The 25,587-nt window shown below is 53.1% G+C and carries 29 protein-coding genes and 1 riboswitch; of the genes, 4 read left to right on the forward strand and 25 right to left on the reverse strand.

Annotated elements, in window-relative coordinates; translation table 11 throughout:
- Window positions 1-20 precede the first annotated feature (20 nt).
- Window positions 21-314 (reverse strand): DUF1462 family protein, encoded by a 294-nt coding sequence (locus AC13H5_RS10370; protein WP_138859124.1) that lies wholly within the window; start codon window positions 312-314, stop codon window positions 21-23.
- 96 nt (window positions 315-410) lie between these two features.
- On the opposite strand from AC13H5_RS10370, the gene AC13H5_RS10375 reads away from it, so the two are divergent.
- Window positions 411-668, forward strand: a complete 258-nt coding sequence (locus AC13H5_RS10375; RefSeq protein ID WP_232819607.1) for a NifU family protein — start codon at window positions 411-413, stop codon at window positions 666-668.
- A 32-nt stretch (window positions 669-700) separates the two neighbouring features.
- Here the strand turns inward: AC13H5_RS10375 and AC13H5_RS10380 are convergent, their stop codons facing one another.
- Both AC13H5_RS10380 and AC13H5_RS10385 read right to left on the reverse strand, forming a co-directional pair.
- Complete coding sequence (locus AC13H5_RS10380) at window positions 701-1,471, reverse strand: TIGR01457 family HAD-type hydrolase (RefSeq protein WP_214706604.1); 771 nt, start codon at window positions 1,469-1,471, stop codon at window positions 701-703.
- Window positions 1,472-1,475: 4 nt separating this feature from the next.
- Complete coding sequence (locus AC13H5_RS10385) at window positions 1,476-1,919, reverse strand: DUF86 domain-containing protein (RefSeq protein ID WP_483545685.1); 444 nt, start codon at window positions 1,917-1,919, stop codon at window positions 1,476-1,478.
- Between the two features lie 158 nt (window positions 1,920-2,077).
- Here AC13H5_RS10385 and glpX point away from each other — a divergent pair, with 158 nt between their 5' ends.
- Window positions 2,078-3,058: a class II fructose-bisphosphatase gene (gene glpX / locus AC13H5_RS10390; RefSeq protein ID WP_483545686.1), complete on the forward strand. Its 981-nt coding sequence runs from the start codon at window positions 2,078-2,080 to the stop codon at window positions 3,056-3,058.
- A gap of 35 nt (window positions 3,059-3,093) precedes the next feature.
- Here glpX and AC13H5_RS10395 read toward each other — a convergent pair whose 3' ends face one another.
- From AC13H5_RS10395 to AC13H5_RS10430, 8 genes are all read right to left on the reverse strand, one after another.
- The gene (locus AC13H5_RS10395) at window positions 3,094-3,768 is read right to left on the reverse strand and encodes a DUF975 family protein (protein WP_034778418.1); all 675 of its coding nucleotides are present in this window, start codon (window positions 3,766-3,768) and stop codon (window positions 3,094-3,096) included.
- 103 nt (window positions 3,769-3,871) lie between these two features.
- On the reverse strand, window positions 3,872-4,177 hold the full coding sequence (locus AC13H5_RS10400; protein ID WP_034778423.1) for a hypothetical protein: 306 nt from the start codon (window positions 4,175-4,177) through the stop codon (window positions 3,872-3,874).
- Window positions 4,178-4,333: 156 nt separating this feature from the next.
- Entirely contained in the window at window positions 4,334-4,714 is a 381-nt protein-coding gene (locus AC13H5_RS10405) for a YutD family protein (protein WP_021065508.1), read from the reverse strand.
- Between the two features lie 48 nt (window positions 4,715-4,762).
- Complete coding sequence (locus tag AC13H5_RS10410) at window positions 4,763-6,103, reverse strand: bifunctional metallophosphatase/5'-nucleotidase (protein WP_483545687.1); 1,341 nt, start codon at window positions 6,101-6,103, stop codon at window positions 4,763-4,765.
- A 14-nt stretch (window positions 6,104-6,117) separates the two neighbouring features.
- A complete protein-coding gene (locus tag AC13H5_RS10415) occupies window positions 6,118-6,963 on the reverse strand; it encodes a DUF72 domain-containing protein (protein WP_215191241.1) in 846 nt (281 codons plus the stop codon).
- A 17-nt stretch (window positions 6,964-6,980) separates the two neighbouring features.
- A complete protein-coding gene (locus tag AC13H5_RS10420) occupies window positions 6,981-8,162 on the reverse strand; it encodes an MFS transporter (protein WP_034778427.1) in 1,182 nt (393 codons plus the stop codon).
- 114 nt (window positions 8,163-8,276) lie between these two features.
- Window positions 8,277-9,596, reverse strand: coding sequence for a branched-chain amino acid transport system II carrier protein (gene brnQ, locus AC13H5_RS10425; RefSeq protein WP_034778429.1), 1,320 nt, complete (start codon window positions 9,594-9,596; stop codon window positions 8,277-8,279).
- A gap of 241 nt (window positions 9,597-9,837) precedes the next feature.
- The gene (locus AC13H5_RS10430; RefSeq protein ID WP_034778432.1) at window positions 9,838-10,110 is read right to left on the reverse strand and encodes an acylphosphatase; all 273 of its coding nucleotides are present in this window, start codon (window positions 10,108-10,110) and stop codon (window positions 9,838-9,840) included.
- Between the two features lie 75 nt (window positions 10,111-10,185).
- Between AC13H5_RS10430 and AC13H5_RS10435 the strand changes: the two genes are divergently transcribed.
- On the forward strand, window positions 10,186-11,586 hold the full coding sequence (locus AC13H5_RS10435) for an alanine/glycine:cation symporter family protein (protein ID WP_251128404.1): 1,401 nt from the start codon (window positions 10,186-10,188) through the stop codon (window positions 11,584-11,586).
- A gap of 35 nt (window positions 11,587-11,621) precedes the next feature.
- On the opposite strand, the gene AC13H5_RS10440 is transcribed toward AC13H5_RS10435, so the two are convergent.
- From AC13H5_RS10440 to AC13H5_RS10490, 11 genes are all read right to left on the reverse strand, one after another.
- Entirely contained in the window at window positions 11,622-12,587 is a 966-nt protein-coding gene (locus AC13H5_RS10440; protein ID WP_483545688.1) for an L-lactate dehydrogenase, read from the reverse strand.
- Window positions 12,588-12,693: 106 nt separating this feature from the next.
- Window positions 12,694-14,091, reverse strand: a complete 1,398-nt coding sequence (gene sufB / locus AC13H5_RS10445; protein ID WP_034778439.1) for a Fe-S cluster assembly protein SufB — start codon at window positions 14,089-14,091, stop codon at window positions 12,694-12,696.
- A 19-nt stretch (window positions 14,092-14,110) separates the two neighbouring features.
- Complete coding sequence (gene sufU, locus AC13H5_RS10450) at window positions 14,111-14,545, reverse strand: Fe-S cluster assembly sulfur transfer protein SufU (protein ID WP_034778441.1); 435 nt, start codon at window positions 14,543-14,545, stop codon at window positions 14,111-14,113.
- The gene (locus tag AC13H5_RS10455; RefSeq protein WP_483546556.1) at window positions 14,535-15,755 is read right to left on the reverse strand and encodes a cysteine desulfurase; all 1,221 of its coding nucleotides are present in this window, start codon (window positions 15,753-15,755) and stop codon (window positions 14,535-14,537) included. The genes sufU and AC13H5_RS10455 overlap by 11 nt, the downstream gene beginning before the upstream one ends.
- 1 nt (window position 15,756) lies before the next feature.
- Window positions 15,757-17,025 carry a Fe-S cluster assembly protein SufD gene (gene sufD / locus AC13H5_RS10460; protein WP_034778444.1) on the reverse strand — a complete coding sequence of 423 codons (1,269 nt, stop codon included), beginning with the start codon at window positions 17,023-17,025 and terminating at the stop codon, window positions 15,757-15,759.
- Between the two features lie 12 nt (window positions 17,026-17,037).
- Entirely contained in the window at window positions 17,038-17,799 is a 762-nt protein-coding gene (gene sufC, locus AC13H5_RS10465) for a Fe-S cluster assembly ATPase SufC (protein WP_114166887.1), read from the reverse strand.
- A 172-nt stretch (window positions 17,800-17,971) separates the two neighbouring features.
- On the reverse strand, window positions 17,972-19,186 hold the full coding sequence (locus AC13H5_RS10470) for an MDR family MFS transporter (RefSeq protein WP_214752982.1): 1,215 nt from the start codon (window positions 19,184-19,186) through the stop codon (window positions 17,972-17,974).
- A gap of 102 nt (window positions 19,187-19,288) precedes the next feature.
- On the reverse strand, window positions 19,289-20,119 hold the full coding sequence (locus AC13H5_RS10475) for a MetQ/NlpA family ABC transporter substrate-binding protein (protein WP_214752980.1): 831 nt from the start codon (window positions 20,117-20,119) through the stop codon (window positions 19,289-19,291).
- Window positions 20,120-20,149: 30 nt separating this feature from the next.
- Window positions 20,150-20,812 (reverse strand): methionine ABC transporter permease, encoded by a 663-nt coding sequence (locus AC13H5_RS10480; protein ID WP_034778455.1) that lies wholly within the window; start codon window positions 20,810-20,812, stop codon window positions 20,150-20,152.
- Window positions 20,802-21,830, reverse strand: a complete 1,029-nt coding sequence (locus AC13H5_RS10485; RefSeq protein ID WP_034778457.1) for a methionine ABC transporter ATP-binding protein — start codon at window positions 21,828-21,830, stop codon at window positions 20,802-20,804. Before AC13H5_RS10485 ends, AC13H5_RS10480 begins: the two co-directional genes overlap by 11 nt.
- A 78-nt stretch (window positions 21,831-21,908) precedes the next feature.
- Window positions 21,909-22,014: riboswitch (SAM riboswitch) on the reverse strand.
- A gap of 454 nt (window positions 22,015-22,468) precedes the next feature.
- A complete protein-coding gene (locus tag AC13H5_RS10490) occupies window positions 22,469-22,726 on the reverse strand; it encodes a thioredoxin family protein (RefSeq protein ID WP_138859103.1) in 258 nt (85 codons plus the stop codon).
- Window positions 22,727-22,913: 187 nt separating this feature from the next.
- On the opposite strand from AC13H5_RS10490, the gene AC13H5_RS10495 reads away from it, so the two are divergent.
- Window positions 22,914-23,966 (forward strand): PTS sugar transporter subunit IIC, encoded by a 1,053-nt coding sequence (locus AC13H5_RS10495; RefSeq protein WP_483545689.1) that lies wholly within the window; start codon window positions 22,914-22,916, stop codon window positions 23,964-23,966.
- A gap of 42 nt (window positions 23,967-24,008) precedes the next feature.
- Here AC13H5_RS10495 and gcvH read toward each other — a convergent pair whose 3' ends face one another.
- Genes gcvH through AC13H5_RS10510 form a run of 3 tightly spaced genes read right to left on the reverse strand, consistent with a single transcriptional unit; the run spans window position 24,009 to window position 25,568 of the window.
- The gene (gene gcvH, locus AC13H5_RS10500; protein WP_021065488.1) at window positions 24,009-24,392 is read right to left on the reverse strand and encodes a glycine cleavage system protein GcvH; all 384 of its coding nucleotides are present in this window, start codon (window positions 24,390-24,392) and stop codon (window positions 24,009-24,011) included.
- A gap of 39 nt (window positions 24,393-24,431) precedes the next feature.
- Window positions 24,432-24,794: an arsenate reductase family protein gene (locus AC13H5_RS10505; protein ID WP_483545690.1), complete on the reverse strand. Its 363-nt coding sequence runs from the start codon at window positions 24,792-24,794 to the stop codon at window positions 24,432-24,434.
- A gap of 45 nt (window positions 24,795-24,839) precedes the next feature.
- The gene (locus AC13H5_RS10510) at window positions 24,840-25,568 is read right to left on the reverse strand and encodes a hypothetical protein (RefSeq protein ID WP_483545691.1); all 729 of its coding nucleotides are present in this window, start codon (window positions 25,566-25,568) and stop codon (window positions 24,840-24,842) included.
- Window positions 25,569-25,587: the final 19 nt, after the last annotated feature.

A 25,587-nucleotide genomic window follows, 5' to 3' on the forward strand; every position in this document is an offset into this window, starting at 1 on the left:
CAATCGTCGCTCGACTCTTTTCATGCTGTCGTCTGCTCGATGGCCGAGTAGACTTTTCGTAACTGGACGACCCCTTCGTCCACGACTTCCCCATTCAAGAGGACAAGCGGATAAAACCACTCGTCTTGCTTGATCGCCTCAGCGATGTCGTCGTCCGCCGTCTCGAAATCGATGTACTCGAACTCGAACGCCTGATCCGGATATTTCCGGGCAAGCGCACTTTGCAACCATTCATATGTCTCGATCGAGCTAGGTGCCCCGACGCAGCTCGCACACTGCACCTCAGCCCCATATACCGTGATTTTCATGTCCATTCCCCCTGTTCTCTCCTATTATACAAAATTCAAGAAGTGACATCGTCACAAAACGCTCAGCGTTAATGATTGAGAAACAATCTCAAACTTGCTAGAATGAAAGGGAACCAGAAAGGGGTAGATACCATGGAAATGTTTGATCAAGTCCAAGAAGTACTCGATAAATTACGCCCGTTCTTGCTTCGCGACGGCGGTGACGTCGAACTCGTAGACGTGGAAGAAGGCATCGTCAAACTTCGTTTGATGGGTGCATGCGGCAGCTGCCCATCTTCAACCATCACTTTGAAAGCCGGGATTGAGCGTGCGCTCATCGAAGAAGTACCTGGCATCGTTGAAGTCGAACAAGTATTCTAAACAAAAAGGGAGACGTGAGTCATCCCTTTTTTTCATGCATGCGTCCATTCATCTAAGCTTTCGACCATATAGGTCGGGAGCTTTTCTTGTTCTTGGATAAAGGCCGGACCGTGTACGCCCGAATTGACATGAAGCGTCCGGAGTCCACCGTTGATTCCGAACAAGATGTCGGTATGATAGTTATCCCCGACCATGACGACCTCTTCTTTTGTGAGACCGATCATCTCAAGGGCGATATCGACCATGACCGGTTCCGGTTTCCCGATGAAGAATGGGTCTTTTTCTGTCGTCACAGCCAAGACGGATGTGAGCGCCCCGTTCCCAGGCAAAAAGCCACGTTCGGTCGGGATGGCGATATCGCCGTTCGTCGAGATGAAGCGGGCACCGGAACGAATCGCGAGTGCGCCTTTCGCCAACTTCTCGTAAGTGATATGGCGGTCGAGCCCGATGACGACATAGTCCGCCTTCGCCTCTTCCGTCACGTGGAAGCCGCGTTCTTCAAGCGCTAAACGCAAGCCGTCTTCCCCAATCATGTAAACCGTCGCGCCCGGCGTCATCTTCTCGATGTAACGGGCCGTCGCCATCGCGCTCGTCAATACGTGCTCCGGTGTGACATGTACACCCATCGAGACGAGCTTATCTGCCACTTGTTTCGGCGTCATCGACGCGTTGTTCGTGACGAACAAGTACGGGAAGCCCGTTGCTTCGAGTCGATTCACGAAATCGACCGCTGCTTGAATCGGGGCTGTCCCCGCATAAATCGTGCCGTCTAAGTCAAATAAGTATCCTTTAATCGAATCCATCCAATCACTCGCTTTCTGGTAGAAATGCTGATACAGGTCCAAGTTCCACTTCGATATAATGCCGGACCTGCTCTGGGAATGCCTCGAACGTCGCTCTATAGCGCTCGACCCAAGCGTCGAATCGGTCCGAGTCTGCCGTGACGAACTCCCGGACGTAATGAGCCCGCAGCGCCACGAGCGCTTTTGCGGCTACTGCCGTCTCGGCATCGAGCACGCGTTCATCGAGCAAAATATCGACGATGTCCTCATAACTGCCCGGGTCGCGCATGATGAAGCCATCAATCATCGAATTGCCGACATCAATCACGCCTTCCATCAAATGGACGGCCAACCGCTGTTTCGCCAGTTCGACCGTGAAGGCGTTCCCCTCTAGTTGATCAAGTCGACCGAGCATCGTCTCCATATGGGCCAACGTCTCGCTAATCTTTTCTCTGTTCACAAAATACATCGGAATCCCCCCTGCCTCCTATAGTAATCCTTTTTCTCGTTCGAGAAAAGAATCTCACCTATTTACATCATTTATCTGATTGTGATACACTAATCCACGGATTGACACATTAAATAGTATGACACATTAAATAGACATCACGTGGAGGGTACAACACTATGGAACGAGAATTAGCGCTAGAGATCGTACGAGCAACTGAGGCAGCAGCACTTGCTTCGTCAAAATGGATCGGTCGTGGTCAAAAGAACGAAGCAGACGACGCAGCCACGTCAGCAATGCGTGAAGTCCTCGGGACGGTCAATATGGACGCCACCGTCGTGATTGGTGAAGGCGAGCTCGATGAGGCACCGATGCTCTATATCGGTGAACGTCTCGGCACGACGTTTGGGCCGGAAGTCGACATCGCGGTCGACCCGCTCGAAGGGACGTCAATCGTCGCCAAAGGGCTCGGCGATGCCATGGTCGTCATCGCGGTCGCCGATAAGGGCGCCCTCCTCCACGCACCGGATATGTATATGGATAAACTCGTCGTCGGGCCGAATTTGAAAGGGAAAGTCTCGCTCGACGAACCGCTCGAATCGATCATCGAGAAGGCAGCCCTCTATAACGGCAAGCGTATCGAAGAAGTCACGGTCATCATGCAAGACCGTGATCGCCATGAGCACTTGCGTCAAGCGGCGATGAACATGGGCGCTCGCGTCAAGCTGTTCGAAGACGGAGACGTCTCGGCGGGAATCGCGGCAGCCGTCAAATCAAATCCGATTGACATCTTTATCAGCACGGGCGGCGCCCCGGAAGGCGTCATCACGGCAGCGGCCGTCAAAGCGCTCGGTGGCGACATGCAGGCACGCCTTCACCCGATGAACGAAGAAGAGACGGTGCGAGTCATCTCGATGGGCATCGAAGACCCGCTCCAATTGCTCACAATCAACGACCTCGTCAAGAGCGATGACTGCATCTTTGCGGCGACAGGCGTCACGTCAGGCGAACTGCTCGACGGCGTCAAATTCTTGACGGACGATATCGTCGAAACGACGTCGCTCGTCATGCGCTCGAAAACGAAGACGATTCGTAAAGTCGTCGCCGAGCACACGTTGTCACTCAAGCCATACCTCCAAAAACAAGAAATCAACGCATGATAAAACCTCCGCTCTCGATGAGCGGAGGTTTTCGTTTAGAATCCTTGTTCGAAATCCGTTCCGGCATGGTTTGTCTGTGGTCGTTCCGCTTGACGAATCGAGTCGTAGAACGTCGCGTACGTCGTCGTGAAGTACGGGTAGACGTACAAGAAACCGATTCCGAGCGTGAACACCCCGACGAAGAACCAACCGATGAATGAGAGGACGAGTTTGAACGCGTCCATCTTATGCCCATCCATCATGCGACGTGATTCCGTGATCGCCTCAAGGGCCGATAGTTCCGGTTGGTCCCGTAAAATGTAATACGTCAGTGAGTACGAGAACCCTTTGATGATTCCCGGGATCACGAGGAGCAACGTCCATAAGAAAATGAACAATCCCATGAAGAACGGGGCGAGCACGTGCTTGACGTAGCCCGTTTTAAATGGCTCGAACAACTTTGAGACGCCTGGCCGCTCGCCGCGTGAAACGGAAAGGACGAGCCACGCCCATCCGATTGTGAGCGGTGCAATCAACAAAGTGAGAAGAAGCGACAAGAACGTAAGTCCCGTGTCAGCCGCCGTCGGTATCGCCTCTGGGTCTACAGGGACAGGCGGCGCGAACGATTGTGGAATCCCGTTCAAGACGACGAATAAAATTAATAGCCCGGCCATCAGCCAACGCTTTCCGGTTAACATTTTTTGTGCATGTTGTTTTAACTGTGCAGTCATTTTTCATCATCCTTTTTGTGAGGTCTTTCCTAAGTGTACGTCATCGCCTCTAGAAAAGTTTCAAAAAACCACGAAAAAAGGGAAAAGGTTTTTTCCCTCCCCCTCAATACATCACATTGCCCATGAAAAACTGTGACATCGATAAAATAAATAAGAGCACACCTGTGGCCACTGCCGCCAACGAAATGATTTTAAATAGACGGCTTCTCAGAAACGCCTGACGATATTCAAAGCGGCGGATCAGCAATACGTGGACAACCTCATAGAGAAGGACTGCGGCCGTGAAGTAAAACGTCATGATACTCCCTAACCCGAAGAACAACATCGCAAGTAAGCCCAGACCGAAGTTATGAATTCGGTTGTGGACGTCATCGCGGTCACCGACGGTCGCCGTTTGTACGTGTTGCATACTTCCACCTCACTTCCAAAACCCGAACAGAAACAATTGCTATAAATATAAGTTATCACAATTTTCCCACCCCTAAACCTGTCACACCGTCTTTTCACCTAAAAGAAACATTTGGAAAATAAATGTAACAAAAAAAGCGCTGATGTCATCAGCGCGTCATGTGCCGGTCGAAGGTTCAGCTTCTTCCGACTTATTGAATTTGCGTTTCAGTTTGAGCGGTTGTTTCGTGCCGCCGAAGACCGGACCGTCTTCCGCCTCATCGATTTCCGTCTCTTTCTTGAGCACGAAGAACGGGCACCCAAAGTTACAGTATTCGTACACGTAATCCATCACATGGTCGATCCGGTTGTCATATGTCGCGAACTTGGATTTTGTCTCATAAAATCCTTTCAACCGAAGTTGTCCGTGACCCCAGTCCCCGACGATATAATCATACTTATCGAGCACGTCGCTATAGCGTGCGATGAATGCCTCCTCGTCAAAACCGTCCCGTTTTTCTTCGATGACGGTATAGCCGTGGCGATTCACTCTAATCATGTTTCACACCTCCACTCTCCTATCATATCATGCCGACCGGCCCCGCCCCTATCCTTTTCGGATGGCATTATGGCGTGTCACAATCGTTTCCCGCAACACATCACGGAGCAGTTCTGGCATGAAGTAACGCTTCGTCTGGTCGGCCAAGTAAGGAAGGAGCGGACCGAACGTGAACATGTCGACCGTGGCGACGCGATACGTCTCATCGAGCTCGACTTCCTGACCGTGGACGTAATAGCGACCATGCCTCAACTCGAGTCCGTGGACAATCGGGGCGCCAAGCACCGTTCCGCGAAACCCGAGGCCGCGGACATGCATCGTCGTGAACGCTTCTTCTTGGACATCGTTTAAAAAACGGATCAGCGTGGCTCCGTCCAGCGAGAGCAGACAAGGGTTGATCGGATGCGGACAGATGCGGTGAAGCATATTGAGCGTGACGTGCCCCGGCAATAACCCTTCCAATAGGACGCCTGCCGGGATCACGCTCACTTCAGCGTCACACCAGTCCGCCAGCCCGCCTGCCAACAGTTCACCGAGGGCAGATGGGCCGAACCAGTCGCTCGGATAACCCGGCGTGTCAGCGATGGTCACGTCGAGCAGCCGCTCGGCTTGGCTGTATTCTTCTTGTAAGGTTGAAACCGTCGCTTCATCTGTCTCTCGTTCCGTCAAGTCATGCAAACTGGCCCGCTTCTCGATGATTCGGTTCCCGTCGAGGGTGAGTTCCACTTCCCCGACGTATTGCCCGTATTTGCCGGCCTGGGCGATCAGGACGCCGTTCGTGACGACCCCGTCATCGAGCACGTGATGGGTATGGGCCCCGAGGATGACATCGATTTCCGGAAACGCTTCGGCGAGCCGCTCATCGGCGTAAAAACCGAGGTGGCTGAGGGCGATGACGATATCACAGTCTCGGAGTGTTTCAAGCGCACGTTTCGTTGCCGCGTGCGGCGCTTCGATGGCCCAACCGAGTTCCGGATAAAGTTCTTCATACGGTGCCGTCACGCCGAACAGCCCGATGCGGAGTCCGTCTCGTTCGACGACGAGCGTCTCCGTCGCCCAATCGGGTCTCGTGCCATCCGCCTGATAGACGTTCGCGAGCAACACCGGAAACTCCGCTTCTTCGTATAGATGGGCGAGCCAGTCATGTGGGAACGTGATGCCTTCGTTGTTCCCAATCGTGACCGCCGTCGGTTGGACGCGATTGAGCAGGCGGACGTTCACTTGTCCTCGCGTCACTTCCGTCGCCGGATGGGTCCGGTCGGCATGGTCGCCGAGATCGAAGACGAGCGTCTCTTCTGTCCGGTGCTCGTTCAAAAACGAGACGAGACGCGGCCAGTTATGAAATTTCGAATGTAAGTCATTATAATGATACATCGTGATCGTTCTCAAGACGATTCCCCTTCCTAGAACAGGCTGATTTGGCTCGGGGCGAGCTCATATTCGGCACCGAGGATCTCGATCAACCGTTTGGCGTTCGGTACCGCGTCTCCGGCCGAGTTGTTGTTGAAGTAGACGTACACCGACTTCGCCGCTGCGTCGACTTGTTTAAGCGCCGCCGCGAGCTCTTGCAGTTCGTCTTCACTATAGCGATACAGACAACGCACATGACGCCACTCTTGGCTCGTCATTCCTGGTTTTCTAAGCCAGCCAGCCGTGTTGCGCCCGTGTAAGCGAACGACGGCCACTTCCGGATTGGTCACGACCGGCACGAACGGGATGCTGCTCTCTTTCGTCTGCGGCTCATCACAGATCGTGTTGATGAACCGAAGTTCCGTCAAGAAAGCGAGCGTCCGCTCCCGGAACGCCTCGGAGAACCAAGTCGGGTTGCGGAACTCGATCGCGATGTCATAGTCCTTCAACTCGTCGCGAATCGTCCGCAAATAATCGAGATGCGGCTTTGAGACGTCAAACCACGGCGGCAACTGGACGAGCACGGCCCGGAGTTTTCCGGCCTGCTTCAACGGTTCGACCGAGGTCCGGTACCGTTCGAACAGTTCGGCGAGCGGTAATTTCGGTTCGCGGTCATGTCCGCTCATTTCCCTGGAAACTTTGACGACGAACTGGAACGTTTCCGGTGTCTCCTGATTCCACTTCTCATAGTTCTTCACAGGTTGAATCGCATAAAACGAGGAATCGATCTCGACGGTCGGAAAATGCCCCGCGTAGGTCGACAGTTTATGTTTACGTTCTTCCGGGTTCGTATACAGCAAATCGTGGTCGCCCCATCCCGTCACACCGACATAAATCATCATGTTCCCTCCTTACATCATTGTTCGAACGTGGCCGTCGCTTTCCGCTTCGACCAGTTCAACGTTCCGGCGAACGTCACGAGCAACAGGACGAGTCCCATCACGAACGGATAGCGCATATCGATATCAAACGCGATCCCGGCGAGCGTCGGCCCGACGATATTGCCGATGCTCATGTAGGCGTTGTTCATCCCCATCGCAAACCCTTGTTCCTTATCGGCCATTTTCGACACGAGCGTATTCAACACCGGTCGTAAAATCGACGTCGACAAGAAGATAATCAACGTGACGGCGAAGAAAATCGTGTAAGACCCGGCGAACAGCGAGAACAAGAAACCGAGCGCGGCGAGCATGATGAAGATGAGCACGACTTTGATCTCACCGAGCAATGAAACGAGACGGTCGACGGCGAACAGCTGCACGATGACGCTGACGATGCCTGTCCCGGTGATCATGACCGCGATTTGTTGCGGTGTCGCGCTGAACGTCTCACTGACGAACAAGCCGAGGACAGATTCATACGCCATCAAACCGAACGCCATGACCAAGTTGATGACGAGCACGAAGAAATACGGCTTCCGTGTCGACGACACGAGTTGGCGCGGCAACGACTCGCTCTCGCTCGTTTGAACGTATGGTTCTCGATCGGGTTCCTTCAATAGAATGATCGACGAGATGACGGCGACGAACGAGACAATCGCTGACAAGAGAAGCGGCGCCTTCAAACCGAACTCAGCGAAGAAGCCACCGATCCCCGGTCCAATAACGATCCCGAGCGACATTGCCGCGGAAATATAACTGTTCCCTTTCGCCCGTTGCTTGAGCGTGGTGATGTCGGCCACGTAGGCGAAAATCGCCGGAATCAATAGCGCGGCCCCGACGCCGCCGATTGCCCGTGAAATCAAGAGGACGGTCAGGTTGTCAGATAAGTAAAAGACGCCCATCGAGACGGTAAAGCCGATCAGACCTAAAATAATCATTAGACGGCGTCCGTAAACATCCGCCCATTTCCCGGCGATCGGCGACATGAGCAACTGGGCCCCTGCGAAGACTGAGATCATGAGACCGGCAGCAGTGCCGCCTTCTCCGATCATCTTCAAATAATCAGGAATGATCGGAATGATGATCCCGAATCCTGCTACAGCGATGAACATGTTCAACATGAGAATCGCCAATTGTTTCTTTTGTTTAGTCGTCAATGTATGTCACTTCCTTTTCATCCTTTCATTTTACTTGTTGATGAATGGAATGAGCAAACGATAAGACAGCAAAACACCCATCCTTGACCAGAGGATGGGTGTTCGTTCACTTGCTTATGAGATGCGTGATTGAGCGAGTGATTGATTGGAACGTTGTTTCGGTAAGAAAAGCGTGATCACATACACGATCAACGTTGGAACCGCCCAGGCGAGCCCGATCTCGGCCATCGGCAAGTTCGTGATCCATTCGGTTGCAGCAGACGGCGCCAAACCGTGTGTCGTCTCAAAGAGCGAGAGCACGAGGGCCGTATACACTGTCGCCTTCATGGCGACGTGAGGGTTGCGTTGAATCCGTTCCGTGATCGACACGAGAACGAGTGCGATCATGACCGGATACAAGAGCGTGAGAAGCGGTACCGCGATTTGAATCAACGTACCGAGTCCGACGAGTGAGATGAGATAGCCGAACAACGTCGTCGCGATAACGACCTGATAATACTTGAGTGATTCGAACGTGTTGCTGATGAAGCGTGAGAACTCAGTGATGAGCCCGACCGCTGTCGTCAAACAAGCGAGGAAGACTGCTGCCCCAAGTGCGAGCATTCCGACTTGTCCGAATGAAGAACCGGCGAACGCTTGAAGCAAGCTTGCGCCATCTGTCGTCCCCGTTTGACCCGTCATATTCGCTCCGATCGATCCGAGCGAGATATAGACGAGCATCAAACATGTGACGGCAAGTAAGCCTGACGAGCGGAGAAGCGAAGACGCTTCTTTTTGGTCTGTCATACCGTTCGCTTTGAGCGTGACGAGCACGATGGCCCCGAAGACGAGTGCGCCGAAGACGTCCATCGTCAAGTAACCTTGTTTGAAACCTTCCCCGAGCGCACCGATCCATGTCTCATATCCTTCTGCTGGTGCGACCGGCTTCCCGAGTGGAGCCACGAGGTTCGTGATTCCGATTGCCGCAAGCAAGAGCAAGAGGATTGGTGTGATGATGCGTCCGATGATTTCAATCAATTTTTGAGCGCGTAACGTCAAGAAGAACGTTAATCCGAAGAAGACAGTTGAACTGATTGCGAGCGTGAGCGTAGATGGCGCACCGAGGAACGGTACGACTCCCATCTCATACGTGACGGCTGCCGTCCGAGGAATCCCGAAGAACGGCCCGATTGCCACGTACATTAATCCCGTCAAGACGAGAGCAAGACGCTTCGGAATATACCGAGCGATTTGGTCAGACCCACCGCCGACCCGCGCGACTGCGAAGAGCGCGAGTAATGGTAGCCCGACGCCGGTAATGACGAAGCCGACTAGGGCTGGGACGAGGTTCTGTCCTGCCATCGCACCTAGCATCGGTGGGAACAGCAAGTTCCCGGCCCCGAAGAATAATGCGAAAATCGTGAACGCTAACGGGAATAATGTCGATTTTTTCATACAACTACCTCCACATACATGTAATACCTTCCGTGTTACCCAATGAATCAAATGACTAAATTTTCTGACAATAAAGCGCTTGGTCTATTTCATTATACACACTTTCATTTTTTTGACCACCCTATCCTTAAAAATGATGTTTATTTTTTTGAAATGTGGATTTTTCATATGGAACCGTTCCCTCATTTTACAAATTATCGGCGAGCAAATGAGGAAGGATTGCTCTTTATGAGAGAAATGGTCAATAACGGATATCGAATTTCCGGAAGGATTCGATTGTCGCCTCTTCGGCTTCGATGCGTTCGACCCCGACAAAACGATTGCCGTCATATAAAGCACGTTTATAAGATTCGAGTCTCTCCGCGTCTCCTTCGATTTGAAGTTCGACCGTCCCGTCATTCAAGTTCCGAACCCAACCCGTGATGCCGTATTCAAGCGCTGTCGCTTGAGCGAAGTAGCGGAAACCGACCCCTTGGACACGACCCGATACGATGAGATGTTGTGCTTGTTTCATGCATGTATTCCTCCTTGTATGTGAAATAACAGGTTTAATGACGCTATAGTTAGGAAATAATATTTAAGTAAAATAATGGATAGGAGTGGTGATGTGGAACAACTTGTGAATATGGTGACGACGTTTTCGGATTGGCTATGGGGAGTGCCAATCATCTCATTACTTGTCTTGTCTGGACTTTATTTGACGATTCGTTTAGGGTTCTTCCAATTCCGATACCCGCTATACATATTGCAACAAACGTTAGGCAGTGTCTTTAAAAAACCAAAAGGCGAAGGCGACATCAGTCCTCGCCAAGCACTCACGTCGGCCTTGTCGTCGACGATCGGTGCCGCCAATATCATCGGGGTACCGGCTGCCATCATGTTCGGTGGTCCCGGTGCCATCTTCTGGATGTGGGTCATCGCCGTCGTCGGGATGGCCATCAAGTTCTCGGAGAGCGTCCTCGCTGTCCGTTACCGCGAGAAAAACGAGGCCGGGGAATTTGTCGGCGGTCCCGTCTACTATATGGCCAAAGGCTTGAAGTTGAAATGGCTCGCTTCTTGGTTCGCCTTCGCCCTCATGATTGAACTCATCCCGAGTATCATGGTCCAAGGGAACGCCGTCAGTTCGGCCGTCCGCGAGACGTTCGACGGCAATACGCTCGTGACCGGACTCATCGTCGCGGGCCTCGTCGCGCTCGTCGTCTTCGGCGGAGTGAAGCGGATCGCCAAAGTGACGGAGGTCATCGTCCCGGCGATGGCACTCGTCTATGTCGGTGCCGGGTTCATCATTGTCTTGATGAACTTCTCGCAAATCCCGGAAGTACTCGGGCTCATCTTCTCGTACGCATTCCAACCGATGGCTGCCCTTGGCGGTTTCGCCGGTGCCGCGATTGCCGAGACGATTCGTTGGGGCTTCGCCCGCGGTCTGTATTCGAACGAGGCTGGACTCGGGACGGCACCGATCGCCCACGCGGCCGCCCAAACGGATCATCCGGTCCGTCAAGGCTTCTGGGCCGTGATCGGGATTGTCATCGATACGCTCATCATCTGTAGCACGACGGCGTTCGTCGTCTTGTCTTCCGGTGTATGGACAGAGGCCGGCGCCATGAACGACCCGGCCGCTCTGACGACGATCGCATTCCAACAGTACTTCGGTTACACGGGTAGCCTGCTCGTCACGATCTCGCTCATCTTCTTCGTCTTGTCGACGATCATCGTCATCATCTTTTACGGGTCGCGCCAAGCCGAGTACTTGTTCGGGTTGAAGGCTGGATTCTTGATGAAAGTCGTCTATATCGCCTCGATCGTCATCGGTGCGATCGGCGGCGCCCAAATGATTTGGAACTTCCTCGACTTCATGCTCGCGATGATCCTCATCCCGAACATGATTGCCGTCTTGATGTTGAGCGGTGAAGTGAAGCGCTTGACGACCGAGTTCTTCACGTCCGAGAAATATTATAAGAAAGACGTCGCCGAGAAGAAGGCTTCGTAACGACAAACCCGGCTGCAATCGCAGCCGGGCCTTTTTTATGAACTCGATTCAATCTTGTCGATCGCTTGACGAATCCGTCCGACCGAGGCGTCGAACTGTTGTTGTTCCTCGTCCGTCAGTTCGATTTCGACGATTTGGCGGATACCGGTCCGATCGATCAAGGCCGGTACGCCGATATGGAGCCCAGAGGCACCGTATTCTCCGTCGAGATGAGCACCAATCGTCACGACGGAGTTCTCGTTGCGGACGATGGCGCGGACGATCCGAAGGAGCCCGAGCCCAATCGCGTAGTACGCCGCGCTCTTATATTCGATAATTTGATTCGCCGCATCACGGACCCCTTGATAGATGGCGTCCAAATCTTCTTGGCGGTACGATTCATTCTCCTCAAGTAACTGCTTCATTGACTTCCCATAAATGCGGGCATTGTCCCAGGCGACAAATCCCCCGGCGCCATGCTCGCCCATGTAATAGACGTGGCAGTTCCGTGATGACAAGTCAAAGTACTCGCCGACCTTATAACGAAGACGGGCCGTGTCAAGCACCGTACCTGAACCGATGACGCGGTGTTTCGGCAAGCCTGACGCCTCAAAGGCGACGTGCGCCATGACGTTGACCGGGTTCGTGGCGACGACGATGATGCCATCGAACCCGCTCGCTATGATTTGTTTCGTGACGTCACGGACGACGACCGCGTTTTGTTCGGCCAGGTCCATCTGGGTCTGACCGAGCTTTTGAGCGGCACCGGCCGTGATGACGACGATATCGGCGTCACGGCAGTCCGAGTAGTCCCCTGCCCAAATCCGGACCGGGCTCGGCGCGAACGAGATGCCGTGGTTGAGGTCCATCGCCTCCCCTTCGGCCTTGGCGTGGTTCGAGTCGATCAAGACGAGCTCTTCACAGAGCGCCGCCATCGACAGTTGATAGGCGAAACTGATACCGACCCAGCCGGCGCCGACGACGGCGATGCGGGTGATGTCTTTTGGATCAATCGTTTCCATTCAATCATTCCTCCCTAAAAGCAGTCTCTCTCTTAGCATACCCGACTCGCCTTCGTTTCACGACAAAAAAAGCGAACTCCCTTGCGGTGAGTTCGCTAATTAAAGATTATCCGATCGATCCTTCCATCTCGAACTTGATGAGACGGTTCATTTCGACGGCATATTCCATTGGCAATTCTTTCGTGAACGGCTCGATGAAGCCCATGACGATCATTTCCGTCGCTTCTTCTTCCGAGATTCCACGGCTCATGAGGTAGAAGAGTTGCTCTTCTGACACTTTAGAGACTTTCGCTTCGTGCTCGAGTGAGACTTGGTCGTTCAAGATCTCGTTGTACGGGATCGTGTCCGACGTCGACTCGTTGTCCATGATGAGCGTGTCACATTCGATGTTCGAACGTGCGCCTTTCGCTTTACGGCCGAAGTGGACGATACCGCGATACGAGACTTTTCCGCCTTGTTTCGAGATCGACTTCGAAACGATTGACGATGACGTGTTCGGTGCGAGGTGAATCATTTTCGCGCCGGCGTCTTGGTGCTGCCCTTTACCGCCGAGGGCGATTGAGAGCGTCATACCACGTGAGCCTTCACCTTTTAAGATGACAGCCGGGTATTTCATCGTGAGTTTCGAACCGATGTTGCCATCGATCCACTCCATCGATCCACCCGCTTCACAGACGGCACGCTTCGTGACCAAGTTATAGACGTTGTTCGCCCAGTTTTGGATCGTCGTATAACGGCAGTACGCGTCTTTGTTGACGAAAATCTCAACGACCGCTGAGTGAAGTGAGTTCGTCGTGTAGACCGGTGCTGTACATCCTTCGACGTAATGGACAGATGCGCCCTCGTCGACGATGATGAGCGTCCGCTCGAACTGACCCATGTTCTCCGAGTTGATGCGGAAGTAAGCTTGGAGCGGTTGCTCGAGCTTCACGCCTTTTGGTACGTAGATGAACGAGCCACCTGACCAAACAGCCGAGTTGAGTGCCGAGAACTTGTTGTCCGTCGGCGGAATCAATTTTCCGAAATACTCACGGAAGAGGTCTTCATTTTCTTTAAGCGCCGTGTCTGTATCTTTGAAGACGACACCTTTCGCTTCGAAGTCTTCTTGCATGCTGTGATAGACGACTTCAGACTCATACTGAGCCGAAACGCCTGCCAAGTATTTTTGCTCCGCTTCCGGGATTCCGAGCTTGTCAAACGTACGTTTGATTTCTTCAGGAACCTCGTCCCACGAGTGCTCTGTCTTTTCAGACGGTTTGACATAATACGTGATCTCATCGAAATCGAGTGCCGTGAGATCGCCGCCCCATGTCGGCATCGGCATTTTGCGGAACTGTTCGAGTGATTTCAAGCGGAACTCGAGCATCCATGCCGGTTCTTCTTTCATGCGCGAGATCGTCTCTACGATTTCATTCGTCAAGCCGCGGCCTGAACGGAAAATCGAGATGTCTCGGTCATGGAAGCCATATTTATAATCGCCAATGTCAGGCATGTTTTTCGCCATATCGGTCTCCTCCTTCTACTTACGCTTCCTCGTCGACTCCCTTTTCAAGCGCTTTCCACGCGAGCGTGGCGCACTTGATGCGAGCCGGAAACTTTGAGACGCCAGACAACGCTTCGATGTCGCCTAGGTCGAACGTGTCTGTATCGTAGTCTTTCCCTTGGACCATCTCCGAGAAGATGTTGGCCAATTGGAGTGCCTCGTCAACAGACTTGCCCTTCACGATTTGAGTCATCATCGATGCCGAGGCGAGACTGATCGAACAGCCTTCCCCTTCAAACTTGGCATCTTTCACGATTCCATCCTCGACTTGGAGTTGGAGTCGGAGTGAATCCCCGCATGTCGGGTTGTTCAAGTCGATCGTCACGCCATCTTCGATGACGCCACGGTTTCTTGGGTTTTTATAATGATCCATGATGACCTGTCGGTACAACATGTCGAGATTGTTAAAACTCATAATTGAAATACTCCTTCGTTTGACGTAGCCCTTCGATGAAGCGGTCGACTTCTTCTTTCGTATTGTACAAGTAGAAGCTCGCTCGGGCTGTCGATGATTGCTTCAGGAGACGCATGAGCGGCTGGGCACAGTGGTGGCCGGCCCGGACCGCGATGCCTTGCATATCCAAGACGGTCGCTAAGTCGTGGGCGTGCACCTCACCTAAATTGAATGTGACGAGTCCGACCCGTTCCTCTGGCCCGAAGATTTGGATACCTTCGATCGTCCGCATCTGTTCGATGGCGTACGTCGCGAGCGCCCGTTCGTGGGCTTCGACGTTCTCGAGACCGAGGTCTTCTAAAAAGTCGATGGCCGCTGCCAAACCAACGGCGCCGGCGATGATCGGCGTCCCTGCTTCGAACCGGTACGGGATGTCTTTCCATGTCGACTCATACAAGTCGACGTAATCGATCATCTCGCCACCGAATTCGACCGGCTCCATGTTTTTAAGCAACTGTTTCTTCCCGTATAAGACCCCGATCCCGGTCGGACCGAGCATCTTATGGCCTGAGAAGGCGAGGAAGTCGCAGTCGAGTGCTTGCACGTCAAGTTTACGGTGCGGTGCGCTTTGCGCCGCATCGACGACCATGACCGCGCCTTTCTCGTGGGCGAGCTTCGCCACGTCGGCGATCGGGTTGATCGTACCGAGCACGTTCGAGACGTGACTCATGGCAACGATTTTCGTCCGGTCCGACAAGACGGCACGGACCGCGTCGAGCGTGACCCGACCGTCCGGCGTCAATTCGACGTAACGGAGTTTGGCCCCTTTACGCTTGGCGAGCTGTTGCCACGGAATCAAGTTGGCGTGATGCTCCATCGGCGTGAGGACGATCTCGTCCCCCGCGCCGACGTTGGCATCCCCGTAGCTTGACGCGACGAGGTTAATCGCCGTCGTCGTCCCGCGTGTGAAGATGATCTCTTCCGGGACGGCGGCGTTGATGAATGAACGGACGCGCTCCCGCGCCCCTTCATACGCATCCGTCGCGTGCGTCCCGAGCGTATGGACGCCCCGGTGCACGTTCGAGTGGATGCGGCGATAGTAATCCTCGATCGCCTCGATGACAGCAAGCGGTTTTTGGGAGCTCGCCGCGCTGTCGAGATAGACGAGCGGATGACCGTTGATTTCCTGATCTAAAATCGGGAACTGTTTACGAATCGAGGCATCGATCATCTTAACGTACTTTCCCTTCGATGACTTCACGGAGACGGTCTTTGACCGACTCGATCGCAAGTTGCTCGACGACCGGGTTCAAGAATCCGTGAATGATCAACCGTTCGGCTTCTTTACGCGACAGACCGCGGCTCATCAAGTAGTAGAGCTGCACGTCGTCGACGCGTCCGACCGAAGCGGCGTGACCGGCCATGACGTCGTCCTCATCGATGAGGAGAATCGGGTTCGCGTCGCCACGTGCCTTTTCAGACAACATGAGGACACGTTCCGTTTGAACGCCGTTCGATTTCGAAGCGCCATGGTGAATCATCGATGTCCCGCTGAAGATGGCCGTAGCCGAGTCTTTTTGGACACCGTGAATCAAGATGAACCCTTCTGACGACTTCCCGAAATGGTCCGTCCGGATGTTGAAGTTTTGTTTCTGTGCGCCACGACCGACCGTGACGGCTTTCGTGTCTGAGAACGTGTTGTCTCCGACGAGGTGTGTCTTCGTCTCGACGAGCGAGTTGCCGTCATTCATGTGACCGAGCGCCCATTCAAGGCGTGCGTTCTCATAGACGACACCACGGCGGTTCATGAACGAGAGGGCCGACTCAGCAAGCTGATCGACGCCACCGAAGACGACTTTCGCGTTCGCGGCTGCGAACACTTCTGTCACGGCGTTGACCGTGTGCGGCTCGTTCGTGTTCGAGAGGAAGCTCTCGACATACGTCACTTCACTGCCTTCGTCCGCGACGATGATCGTGTGGTGATAGAGCGCGCCGTTCGCTTGTTCCATCGTGAAGATGGCTTGGAGCGGGTCTTTCAACTGGACGTTCTTCGGTACGTATAGGAACGCACCACCGTTCATGAGGGCAGCGTTCAACGCAGACAAACGTTCTTCGTCCACGCGGACACCTTCCGTCATGAAGTACTTCTCGACGAGGTCCGGATGTTGTTCCATCGCTTCGTTGATGCCCATGAAGAGGACACCTTCTGGCGTCGCGAGTTCGTTGTAGACGACATGACCGTTGCGTTCAACGAGCACGTTTGTACGGTGGTCTCCAAGAAGTGCTTCGATTTCAGGCGTCAAGCCGTCGTGCTTCGTGAGCTCGACGTCTCCAGAGACGAAGTCCCATTTATCAATCTTGATCTTTTCAACTTTTGGCAAGGCGAGAGTCGGCGCAAGTTCTGCTGCTTCTTTGCGACGGTTGACCATAAATGCCGGTCCACCGAGCGCCTCTGCACGTGCCGCTACTGCTTGTGCATCCAATTCAAATTGTACGGTCATCGTACAGCCTCCTTACGCTTCTGTGTCTACTGTCATTCCAAGATCTTGCTTCACCCAGTCGTAACCTTCTGCTTCGAGTCGTTGTGCAAGCTCTTTGCCACCTGACATGACGATTTTACCGTCCATCATGATGTGAACAAAGTCTGGCTCGATGTAGTTGAGGAGACGTTGATAGTGCGTGATGATCAAGCAGCCGAACTCTTCTGAGCGCATTTCGTTGACGCCTTTGGCGACGACTTTGAGCGCATCGATGTCGAGACCTGAGTCAATTTCATCGAGGATGGCGATGTTCGGTTTAATCATCATCATTTGAAGAATCTCGTTACGTTTTTTCTCTCCGCCTGAGAAGCCTTCGTTCAAATAGCGGTGTGCCATTTCTGAAGGGATTTCGAGGACGTCCATCTTCGCATCGAGTTCACGGATGAACTTCATGAGTGAGATTTCTTGTCCTTCTTCGCGGCGTGAGTTGATTGCTGAACGCAAGAAATCGGCATTCGTGACACCACTGATTTCAGCAGGATACTGCATCGCGAGGAACATTCCGGCTTGCGCGCGCTCGTCAACTTCCATGTCGAGTACGTCTTCGCCGTTCAAATCGACGCTTCCGCCTGTTACTTCATACAATGGATGTCCCATAAGTGCCGATGCGAGTGTAGATTTACCCGTCCCGTTAGGACCCATGATGGCGTGAATTTCGCCACCTTTAATTTCAAGATTAAGACCTTTGACGATCTCTTTTCCTTCGATTGAGACGCGGAGGTCATCAATTTTCATGTGTGGTACGTTAGACATTCGGATACCCCTTCCGTTTTCTCGCCATTTTTGGCGTAGATTAGATATATTCTAATCTTAATCTAGGCAATTTTTTATTTCAAGCGACTCACCTTATTATTCATTCTCAATAAAACTTAAATGTTGAGAATGAGAATATCGGGAAATCAAGACTTTATCCAACTTTTTCCTCGATTAAGGCCAAACTTGTTTTCCGTTCTTTCAAGGCGCCGGCGAAGAAGAAGGCGCCGCAAGCCGTCAACACGGCCAAGCTTCCAAACACTGGCAACGCGGCGTTATCAAACCCATCGAGCAACACCCCGCCGATGACAGGGCCGATCGTCTGACCGAGCGCCGTCAACCCCATCGCCCCGAAATACGTCCCGCGCAGGTGAGCCGGTGCCAATTCGTCCGTCAATACGTCCGTCATCGTGAACATGAGCACCTCACCGATTGTGAAGATGACCATCGCGATGAACAACACCCACGTCTCGGTCGCAAAACCGATGAGCAGGAGCCCCGTAGACAACGTTCCGACGCCGAAAAAGAGTGACTTGATCGGCGACACGCGAATCCCGAAGCGCATGATCGGATATTGGACGATGAGGACGGTGATCGCATTGACCGTCAATAGATAGGCGAACAAACGTGAGCCATCGCTGAAGCCGTCATGGAACGCGATGAACTGCGGCAACGTCGCATTGAACTGACTATAGCCGATGATGGCGAAAATCATCCCGATGATGACGTAGCGGAACGTCTTATCTTGTTGTAACACACGGAACGTCTCCGTCAAGCGCGGCCGGACTTTGACGCCGTCCCCTTCCTCGAACGGATATTTCCGGAACAACGTCGAAATGACAAGACCGTATAACACATAGACGCCCGTGACGACGAAGAAGGCGCTCTTCGCCCCGGTGAGCGACAACACGACCGCGAGCAATGGACCAATCGCCGCCGCGATATTGATTAAAAAGTAGCGGACATTGTAGACGATGACGCGCTGGTCCGGTTGCGTCGTGTCGCTGATGAGCGCGCGGGACGCCGGTTCGAGGAACGACCGTGACACGCCCATAAGTACCGAGAACATGTAAAACCAAAATAATTCCGTCACGAGCGCGAACCCGCTGAACGTGATCGCATTCAAGGCGATCCCGATGAGCATCAACTGTTTGCGCCCATAGCGGTCAGACAGCGTGCCCCCAAAAAAGCTCATGAATAACCCCGATAACGCCGAGATGGCGAACACCGTCCCGATGACACTCGCCGAGAAGCCAAGCGTCGCAAGATAAATCGCAAAAAACGGCATAACAAAAAATGTCGACAGCCGGGCAAAAAATGTACCAAATAAGACACCCAGCGTCAGCGGATGAATGTGTCGTATGTTCATCCGGATCCCCCCTTTTTCTACATATATGTAGTGTACTTCTATTGGTGCGTCAAAACTACTCCAAACAAAAAAGGCCCGGGATGTCCCGAGCCTTGACGACAATTATTGTTTGACCGGTACGACTGCACCTTTGTATTCGTCCAAGATCCACTGTTGTGTCTCTTCTGATGTGAGGACTTCAAGGAGTGCCTTGACGCGCTCGTCGTCTTCGTCGCCTTCACGTGTGACGATCAAGTTGACGTAAGGTGAGTCTTCGCCTTCGAGGGCGATCGCGTCTTCGAGCGGGTTGAGGCCGGCATCGATCGCGTAGTTCGTGTTGATGAGGACCGCGTCCCCTTCACCGTTGTTGAACGCTTGCGGGAGAAGTGCCGCTTCAACGTCCGTCTTGAACTCCAAATTTTTCGGATTGTCGACGATGTCTGAAACCGTCGCGTCCGTCGTCTTGCCTTCTGCGAGCGTGAGTAAGCCTTCTGATTGGAGCATCGTGAGGATTCGTCCGTGGTCAGCGACTGACGAACTCATGATGATTTCAGCGCCTTCTGGCAGCTCATCGAGTGATTTGTAGTCTTGTGAGTAGACACCAATCGGCTCGATGTGGACGCCGCCGGCTGATGCGAATTTGTAGTCTTTATTCTCAGCCATTTGCGACTCGAGGTACGGCTCGTGTTGGAAGTAGTTTGCGTCGAGTTCGCCGTCCGCGAGCGTTTTGTTCGGGAGGACGTAGTCTTGGAACTTCTTGATTTCGAGCGTATAGCCCTTCTCTTCGTAGTCGTCTTGAATGTGCTCTAAAATCTCAGCGTGCGGGACGTTTGACGCACCGACGACGAGCGTCTTGTCATCGCCCGAACCTGATTCTGAATCTCCGCCGCAAGCTGCGAGAATCGTGAGTGCTGAAGCTGCTGTCAATCCGAGTACTGTTTTCCATGATTTCATTATAAAACCCCTCCAAATTTTCTATTTAGATCAAGCGGAACGCTTGTCAATTACTGATACGAGTCGATCGCCGATGAACTGGATGACGAAGACGATAACCAAGATTAAGACGGTCGCGACGAACGTGACGTCACTCTGTGAGCGCTGGAACCCTTCGAGGAACGCCAAGTTCCCGAGTCCCCCGCCCCCGACGACCCCTGCCATCGCCGTATAACCGACGATGGCGACGATCGTGACCGTGATGCCTGACACGATGGCCGGCAATGCTTCTGGGAACAACACTTTATAGACGATTTGCCATTTTGTCGCACCCATCGATTCAGCCGCCTCGATGACGCCGCGGTCGACTTCGCGAAGGGCGAGCTCGACCATCCGCGCATAGAACGGAGCCGCACCGATGATGAGCGCCGGCAACGCTGCCGTCGATCCGAGCATCGTCCCGACGACGAGTAACGTGAACGGGATGAGCAAGATGATCAAAATGATGAACGGGATCGACCGGAACACGTTGACGATTGCGCTGATGACCGTGTAAATCGGACGGTTTTTCATCATGAGCGGTTCGTTCGTGACGTATAAGAGCATCCCGAGGGCGAGACCGATGACGAACGTCGCGGCTCCGGCGACGAGCGTCATATAGAGCGTCTCCCACGTCTGTTCTAACATGACTTGCCAATCTACATTAGGAAACATCGCTTTCTACCTCCACTTCCACTGCCTGTGATCGGATTGAGGCGATGGCCCGCTCGACTTCAGCCGGCTCTCCAATCAATTGGATGAATAATGTCCCGAGGGCACCGACTTGTGACTGCGTCACGTTCCCGCCAATGATGTTGAAGCCGATGTCATGTTGCTTCAACACTTCTGACAGAATCGGTTGCTCGGCCGTCTCGTTCAAGAATTTGAGCTTGACGATTTGACCGCTCGGATAACGCGCTTTCAAGTGCTCGAACGTGAGCGACATGTCTTCGACCGCGCCGATCTGTTTGACGAACTCTTTCGTGATCGGCTGTTCCGGATGTTGGAACACCTCGGCGACTTGTCCGGTCTCGACGACCTTCCCGGCCTCCATGACGGCGACGCGGTGGCAAATCTTTTGGATGACGTGCATCTCATGGGTGATGAGGACGATCGTCAATCCGAGCTTTTTATTGATGCTGACGAGCAGTTCGAGAATCGAATCGGTCGTCTTCGGGTCGAGTGCGCTCGTCGCTTCATCGCAGAGGAGCACTTCTGGATTCGTAGCGAGCGCACGGGCTATCCCGACTCGCTGCTTTTGACCGCCCGATAGTTGCGACGGATAGCTGTCTTCCCGTCCGCCTAAGCCGACGAGTTCGACAAGTTCTTGGACGCGGCGTTTGCGTTCGCTGGCCGGTACCCCGATGAGCTCGAGCGGGAAGCTGATGTTCTCAGCGACCGTGCGCGACCATAATAGGTTGAAGTGTTGGAACACCATCGAGACGTTTTTACGTACCCCGCGTAGTTCCTTAGGCGTGAGCTTCGTCAGCTCGCTGCCGGCGACCACGATTTCACCGCTAGACGGTGCCTCGAGTCGGTTGAGCAAGCGGATGAGCGTCGACTTCCCCGCCCCTGAATATCCGATTATTCCAAAAATTTCGCCGCTTTCGATGGTAAGCGACACATCATCGACCGCCTGGACCCGACCGTTTTTCGTATCGAACCATTTGGCCACATTGCGTAGTTGAATCAATCCATTTCCCTCCTGACAACAAAAAAAGTACGCACGTTTGAGCAAACGTGCGTACTTTATCGGTACGGACAACGATTGCTCTCATCTTCCAAGGTTTACACCTTGCTGGAATTAGCACCATTTCGGATTGCTCCGCGGTTGCTGGGCGTCATAGGGCCAGTCCCTCAGCCTCTCTTGATAAGAGTGGTTGCGTATTTGATTAGCTTTATCATAGCGACACATTATTTTCATGTCAAACTATTTTTTTCAGACAAATTAAAAAAAGGTGCCATCCGAGGATGACACAGAACGTAGCACCTTGAGTCACTGAAGGACAACCCATAGATGAACCTCTTTTGCCCGATCAGAGCATTCATCCTTATATGGGGGATTTTTACCCGATCATCACTCGGTCTTCGAACGGACCATGCAATTACGCGACCGGTGCCCCGACGCTTGATTTTTTTGGGGGACAATCGAAGGGAAGGTCCACCTGAAATCGCGTAAGCTCATGCAACGGTTGTTCGAAAACGTCTTGCTGACGGGAAAATCTCGACCTATGTTGTGTTCAAGTAAGATGTTGTAATGAATATATCATTCGTGAACTTTCTGTGTCAACTGATTATTTAAAATTTTCAGATTATTCTAATCATCCTATCTCATTTGACGAAAGATAGGACGTGCTGGACGTTTTGAAACGCATACAAACGATCGCGAACTTGGCCATTTTCCAGCTTCAATAGCGCCGGGACGCTCATGACTTGATACGCCTCGAGCTCGTTCGGGATAAAGTTGGCATCGCGCTTTTCAATCTGGAGTTCGGGGTCGACGGCCTCGACGACCGAGAGCATCCGCTCGGCCACGGCGCATGTACCGCACATCGGGGCGTATATATATAAGAATCCGTCAGTAATCATTGTTCTCACCTCTCCTCTAAGTATATGAATCCGGACCGGTCGGTTCAAAAGTTGTGCTCAAATGGAAAATTCTGAACATTTCAACATTTTATATTGACGCTTGCTAGAAAGAGGCATAGTATGGTCATTAACTTTATTGCTTTTGTACATAACAGCATACCAGTAGAAAAGGACAGGTGAATCCCCAATGACGGAAGAGAAGCTTACCAGAAAACAGTTTTTGATGAACGTCTTGAACGGCCTCAGTCTTGCCATCCTCATCGCCCTCATCCCGAGCGCCTTGCTCGGTGAATTAACGAAAGCCATCTTACCTTATGTTCCGTCACTGCAGTTCATCTTAGATGCAACGACAATCGCGATGCGTCTCTTACCGGTCATCATCGGTGTCGCCGTCGCCATGCAGTTCGGACGCTCGGCACTCGAGGCCGGCACGATCGGCATCGCGACCCAAGTCGGGAGCGGCGCCATCCGCATCGAAGAAGGGGCGTTCATCATGGCTGGAATCGGTGACGTCATCACGGCCGGTGTGACGGCCGCTCTCGCGACGTTCCTCGTCATGCAGTTGTCGCCACGCTTGAAGACATACACGGTACTCGTCTTACCGATGACGGTCATCGTCGTCGCCGGAGGGATCGGGGCGTTCCTGCTCACTTACATCTCACAAATCACCACATACGTCGGGACGATCATTATGACGATGACGGAACTGCAGCCCATCGTGATGGGTATGTTGATCGCGATGGCGTTCTCGCTCATCATCGTCTCGCCGATCTCGACGGTCGGCATCGCCACAGCGATCAGTCTGTCTGGTGTCGCGGCCGGGGCCGCCAACTTAGGGGTCGTCGCCGCCGGTTTCGGTCTCGCCATCGCCGGCTGGCAGATGAACGCGACCGGAACGTCGATCGCCCACTTCCTCGGGTCACCGAAGATTCAAATGGCGAACTTCGTCCGTCGTCCAATCATGATGTTGCCCGTGCTCGCCAATGCGGCCATCCTCGGAGCGCTCGCAGGCATCCTTCGTATCGAAGGGACGCCGATCAGTGCCGGTTTCGGCGTCTCCGGCCTCATCGGGCCAATCAACGCCTTGCATTTGATGCCGGGGGGCTTCGCGCTCTGGAACGTCATGCTCGTCATCGTCTTGTTCGGACTCATCCCGGTGACGCTCGGAATCATCTTCTACCGCCTGTTCAACCGGACGTCGCTCATCCAGCCTGATCATTACCGCCTCGATTTCGAATGAACAAAAAAGCCCGGCTTCTCGTGAAGAGAAACCGGGTTTTGTTTAGCCTTGAATCATCGCTTCGTATTCTTCGGCTGACATGAGTTTGTCGACGTCTGACGCGTCGTTCAACTCGACTTCGATCATCCAAGCGCCTTCGAACGGTGCTTCGTTGACGAGTTCTGGTGAATCGGCGAGTGATTCGTTCACCGCTGTGATTTTCCCAGAGATTGGAGCGTACAACTCTGACACGGTTTTGACCGACTCGACCGAACCGAACGGCTCATCAAGTAAAATCGTGCCGCCGACTTCAGGAAGTTCGACAAAGACGATATCCCCTAGTTCGCTTTGTGCGAAATCCGTGATCCCGATGCGGGCCACGCTTCCGTTCACTTCAACCCATTCGTGCTCTTTTGAATAACGTAGATTGGCAGGTACTTTGCTCATCTTAACTTCCCCCTCAAATGAATTAGACTCACACGAGTATTATAGCACTTCGCCCCAAACGTCTGTAAACGACTTTTCTGAAAATCCGACAGTTGATTTTTGACCATCTGTCACGATTGGACGCTTTAAAAGCATACCATTGCTCGCGAGAAGCTCGAGTTGTTCGTCTTCTGATAGATTTGGCAGTTGATCTTTGATGCCTTCATTTCGATATACTTGGCCGCTCGTATTGAAGAATTTTTTGAGCGGGAGACCCGACTGTTTCCATAGCTCAGTCAACTCGTCTTTCGACGGCGTCGCCTCGACGATATGGATATATGTATAGTCGATGCCGTTCTCTTTCAACCACTTCTCTGCTTTTTTACACGTACTGCATGGCGGATAGCCATATAGTGTCACCATGTTCATCACCTCTCCTGTTACTGTAGCATATTCCGATTCGTCGGTTCACGTTTCAAGCAAGCGCACAATCTCTTGCTTGAGCGCCGGATTGACCGAGTGGTGCGCTTCGATGTGGCGGAGGATGGCTGCGGCCGCCTCGACCGATTTTCCGTAACCGGGTAACCACTCCTGTAGACGTGCGACGAGCTCCGGATGTGTCCCTTCGACCCGTCGCGTCGGGTTAAACGGGTCGCTCGTCTCCCCGTACGCAATTAACACGTTGTTGACAGCCGCGACTTGAATGAGTTCAAAGCCCGCAAGTCGCTCGCCACGTCGCTCCCGGAGCAAGCCGACGTATAGGTTCGTCAGCGCCTCTTCATAGCAATACGTGGCGTCAGGGACGTCTGTGACGACGTTAGGCGTCGCGAAGGCGTGGAGCGCTTCGTCCCGCTCCCAGACGACACGGCCTGGCGTGTAGGCGATGCCAGGCATCTCAACGACTTCAAACACGGCGAACTCGGCGTAAATGCCGTCCTCATACATGACCTTATGTCCGTCTTTCGTGTTTTGGAACTGATACGCCAGCGGCTCGACGGCGAGCCAATCCAAATTGTCGATAAAGCGGGCCTTATGTCCGTCCTCGACGATCAAAAAGAAATCGAGGTCCGAATAGTCGTCGAGCCGGTTCGTCTCGAGCCCGATCGAACCGAGCGCGAGGAGCATGAGCGTCCCATCATGCTCTGCGACTGAGCGGCCAATCGCATCCATCCGTTCTAACAATGCCTTACGTCTCATCTACTTCGCCTCCTTCCGT

The sequence above is a fragment of the Exiguobacterium sp. FD-YE-25-4 genome, from assembly GCF_057004685.1.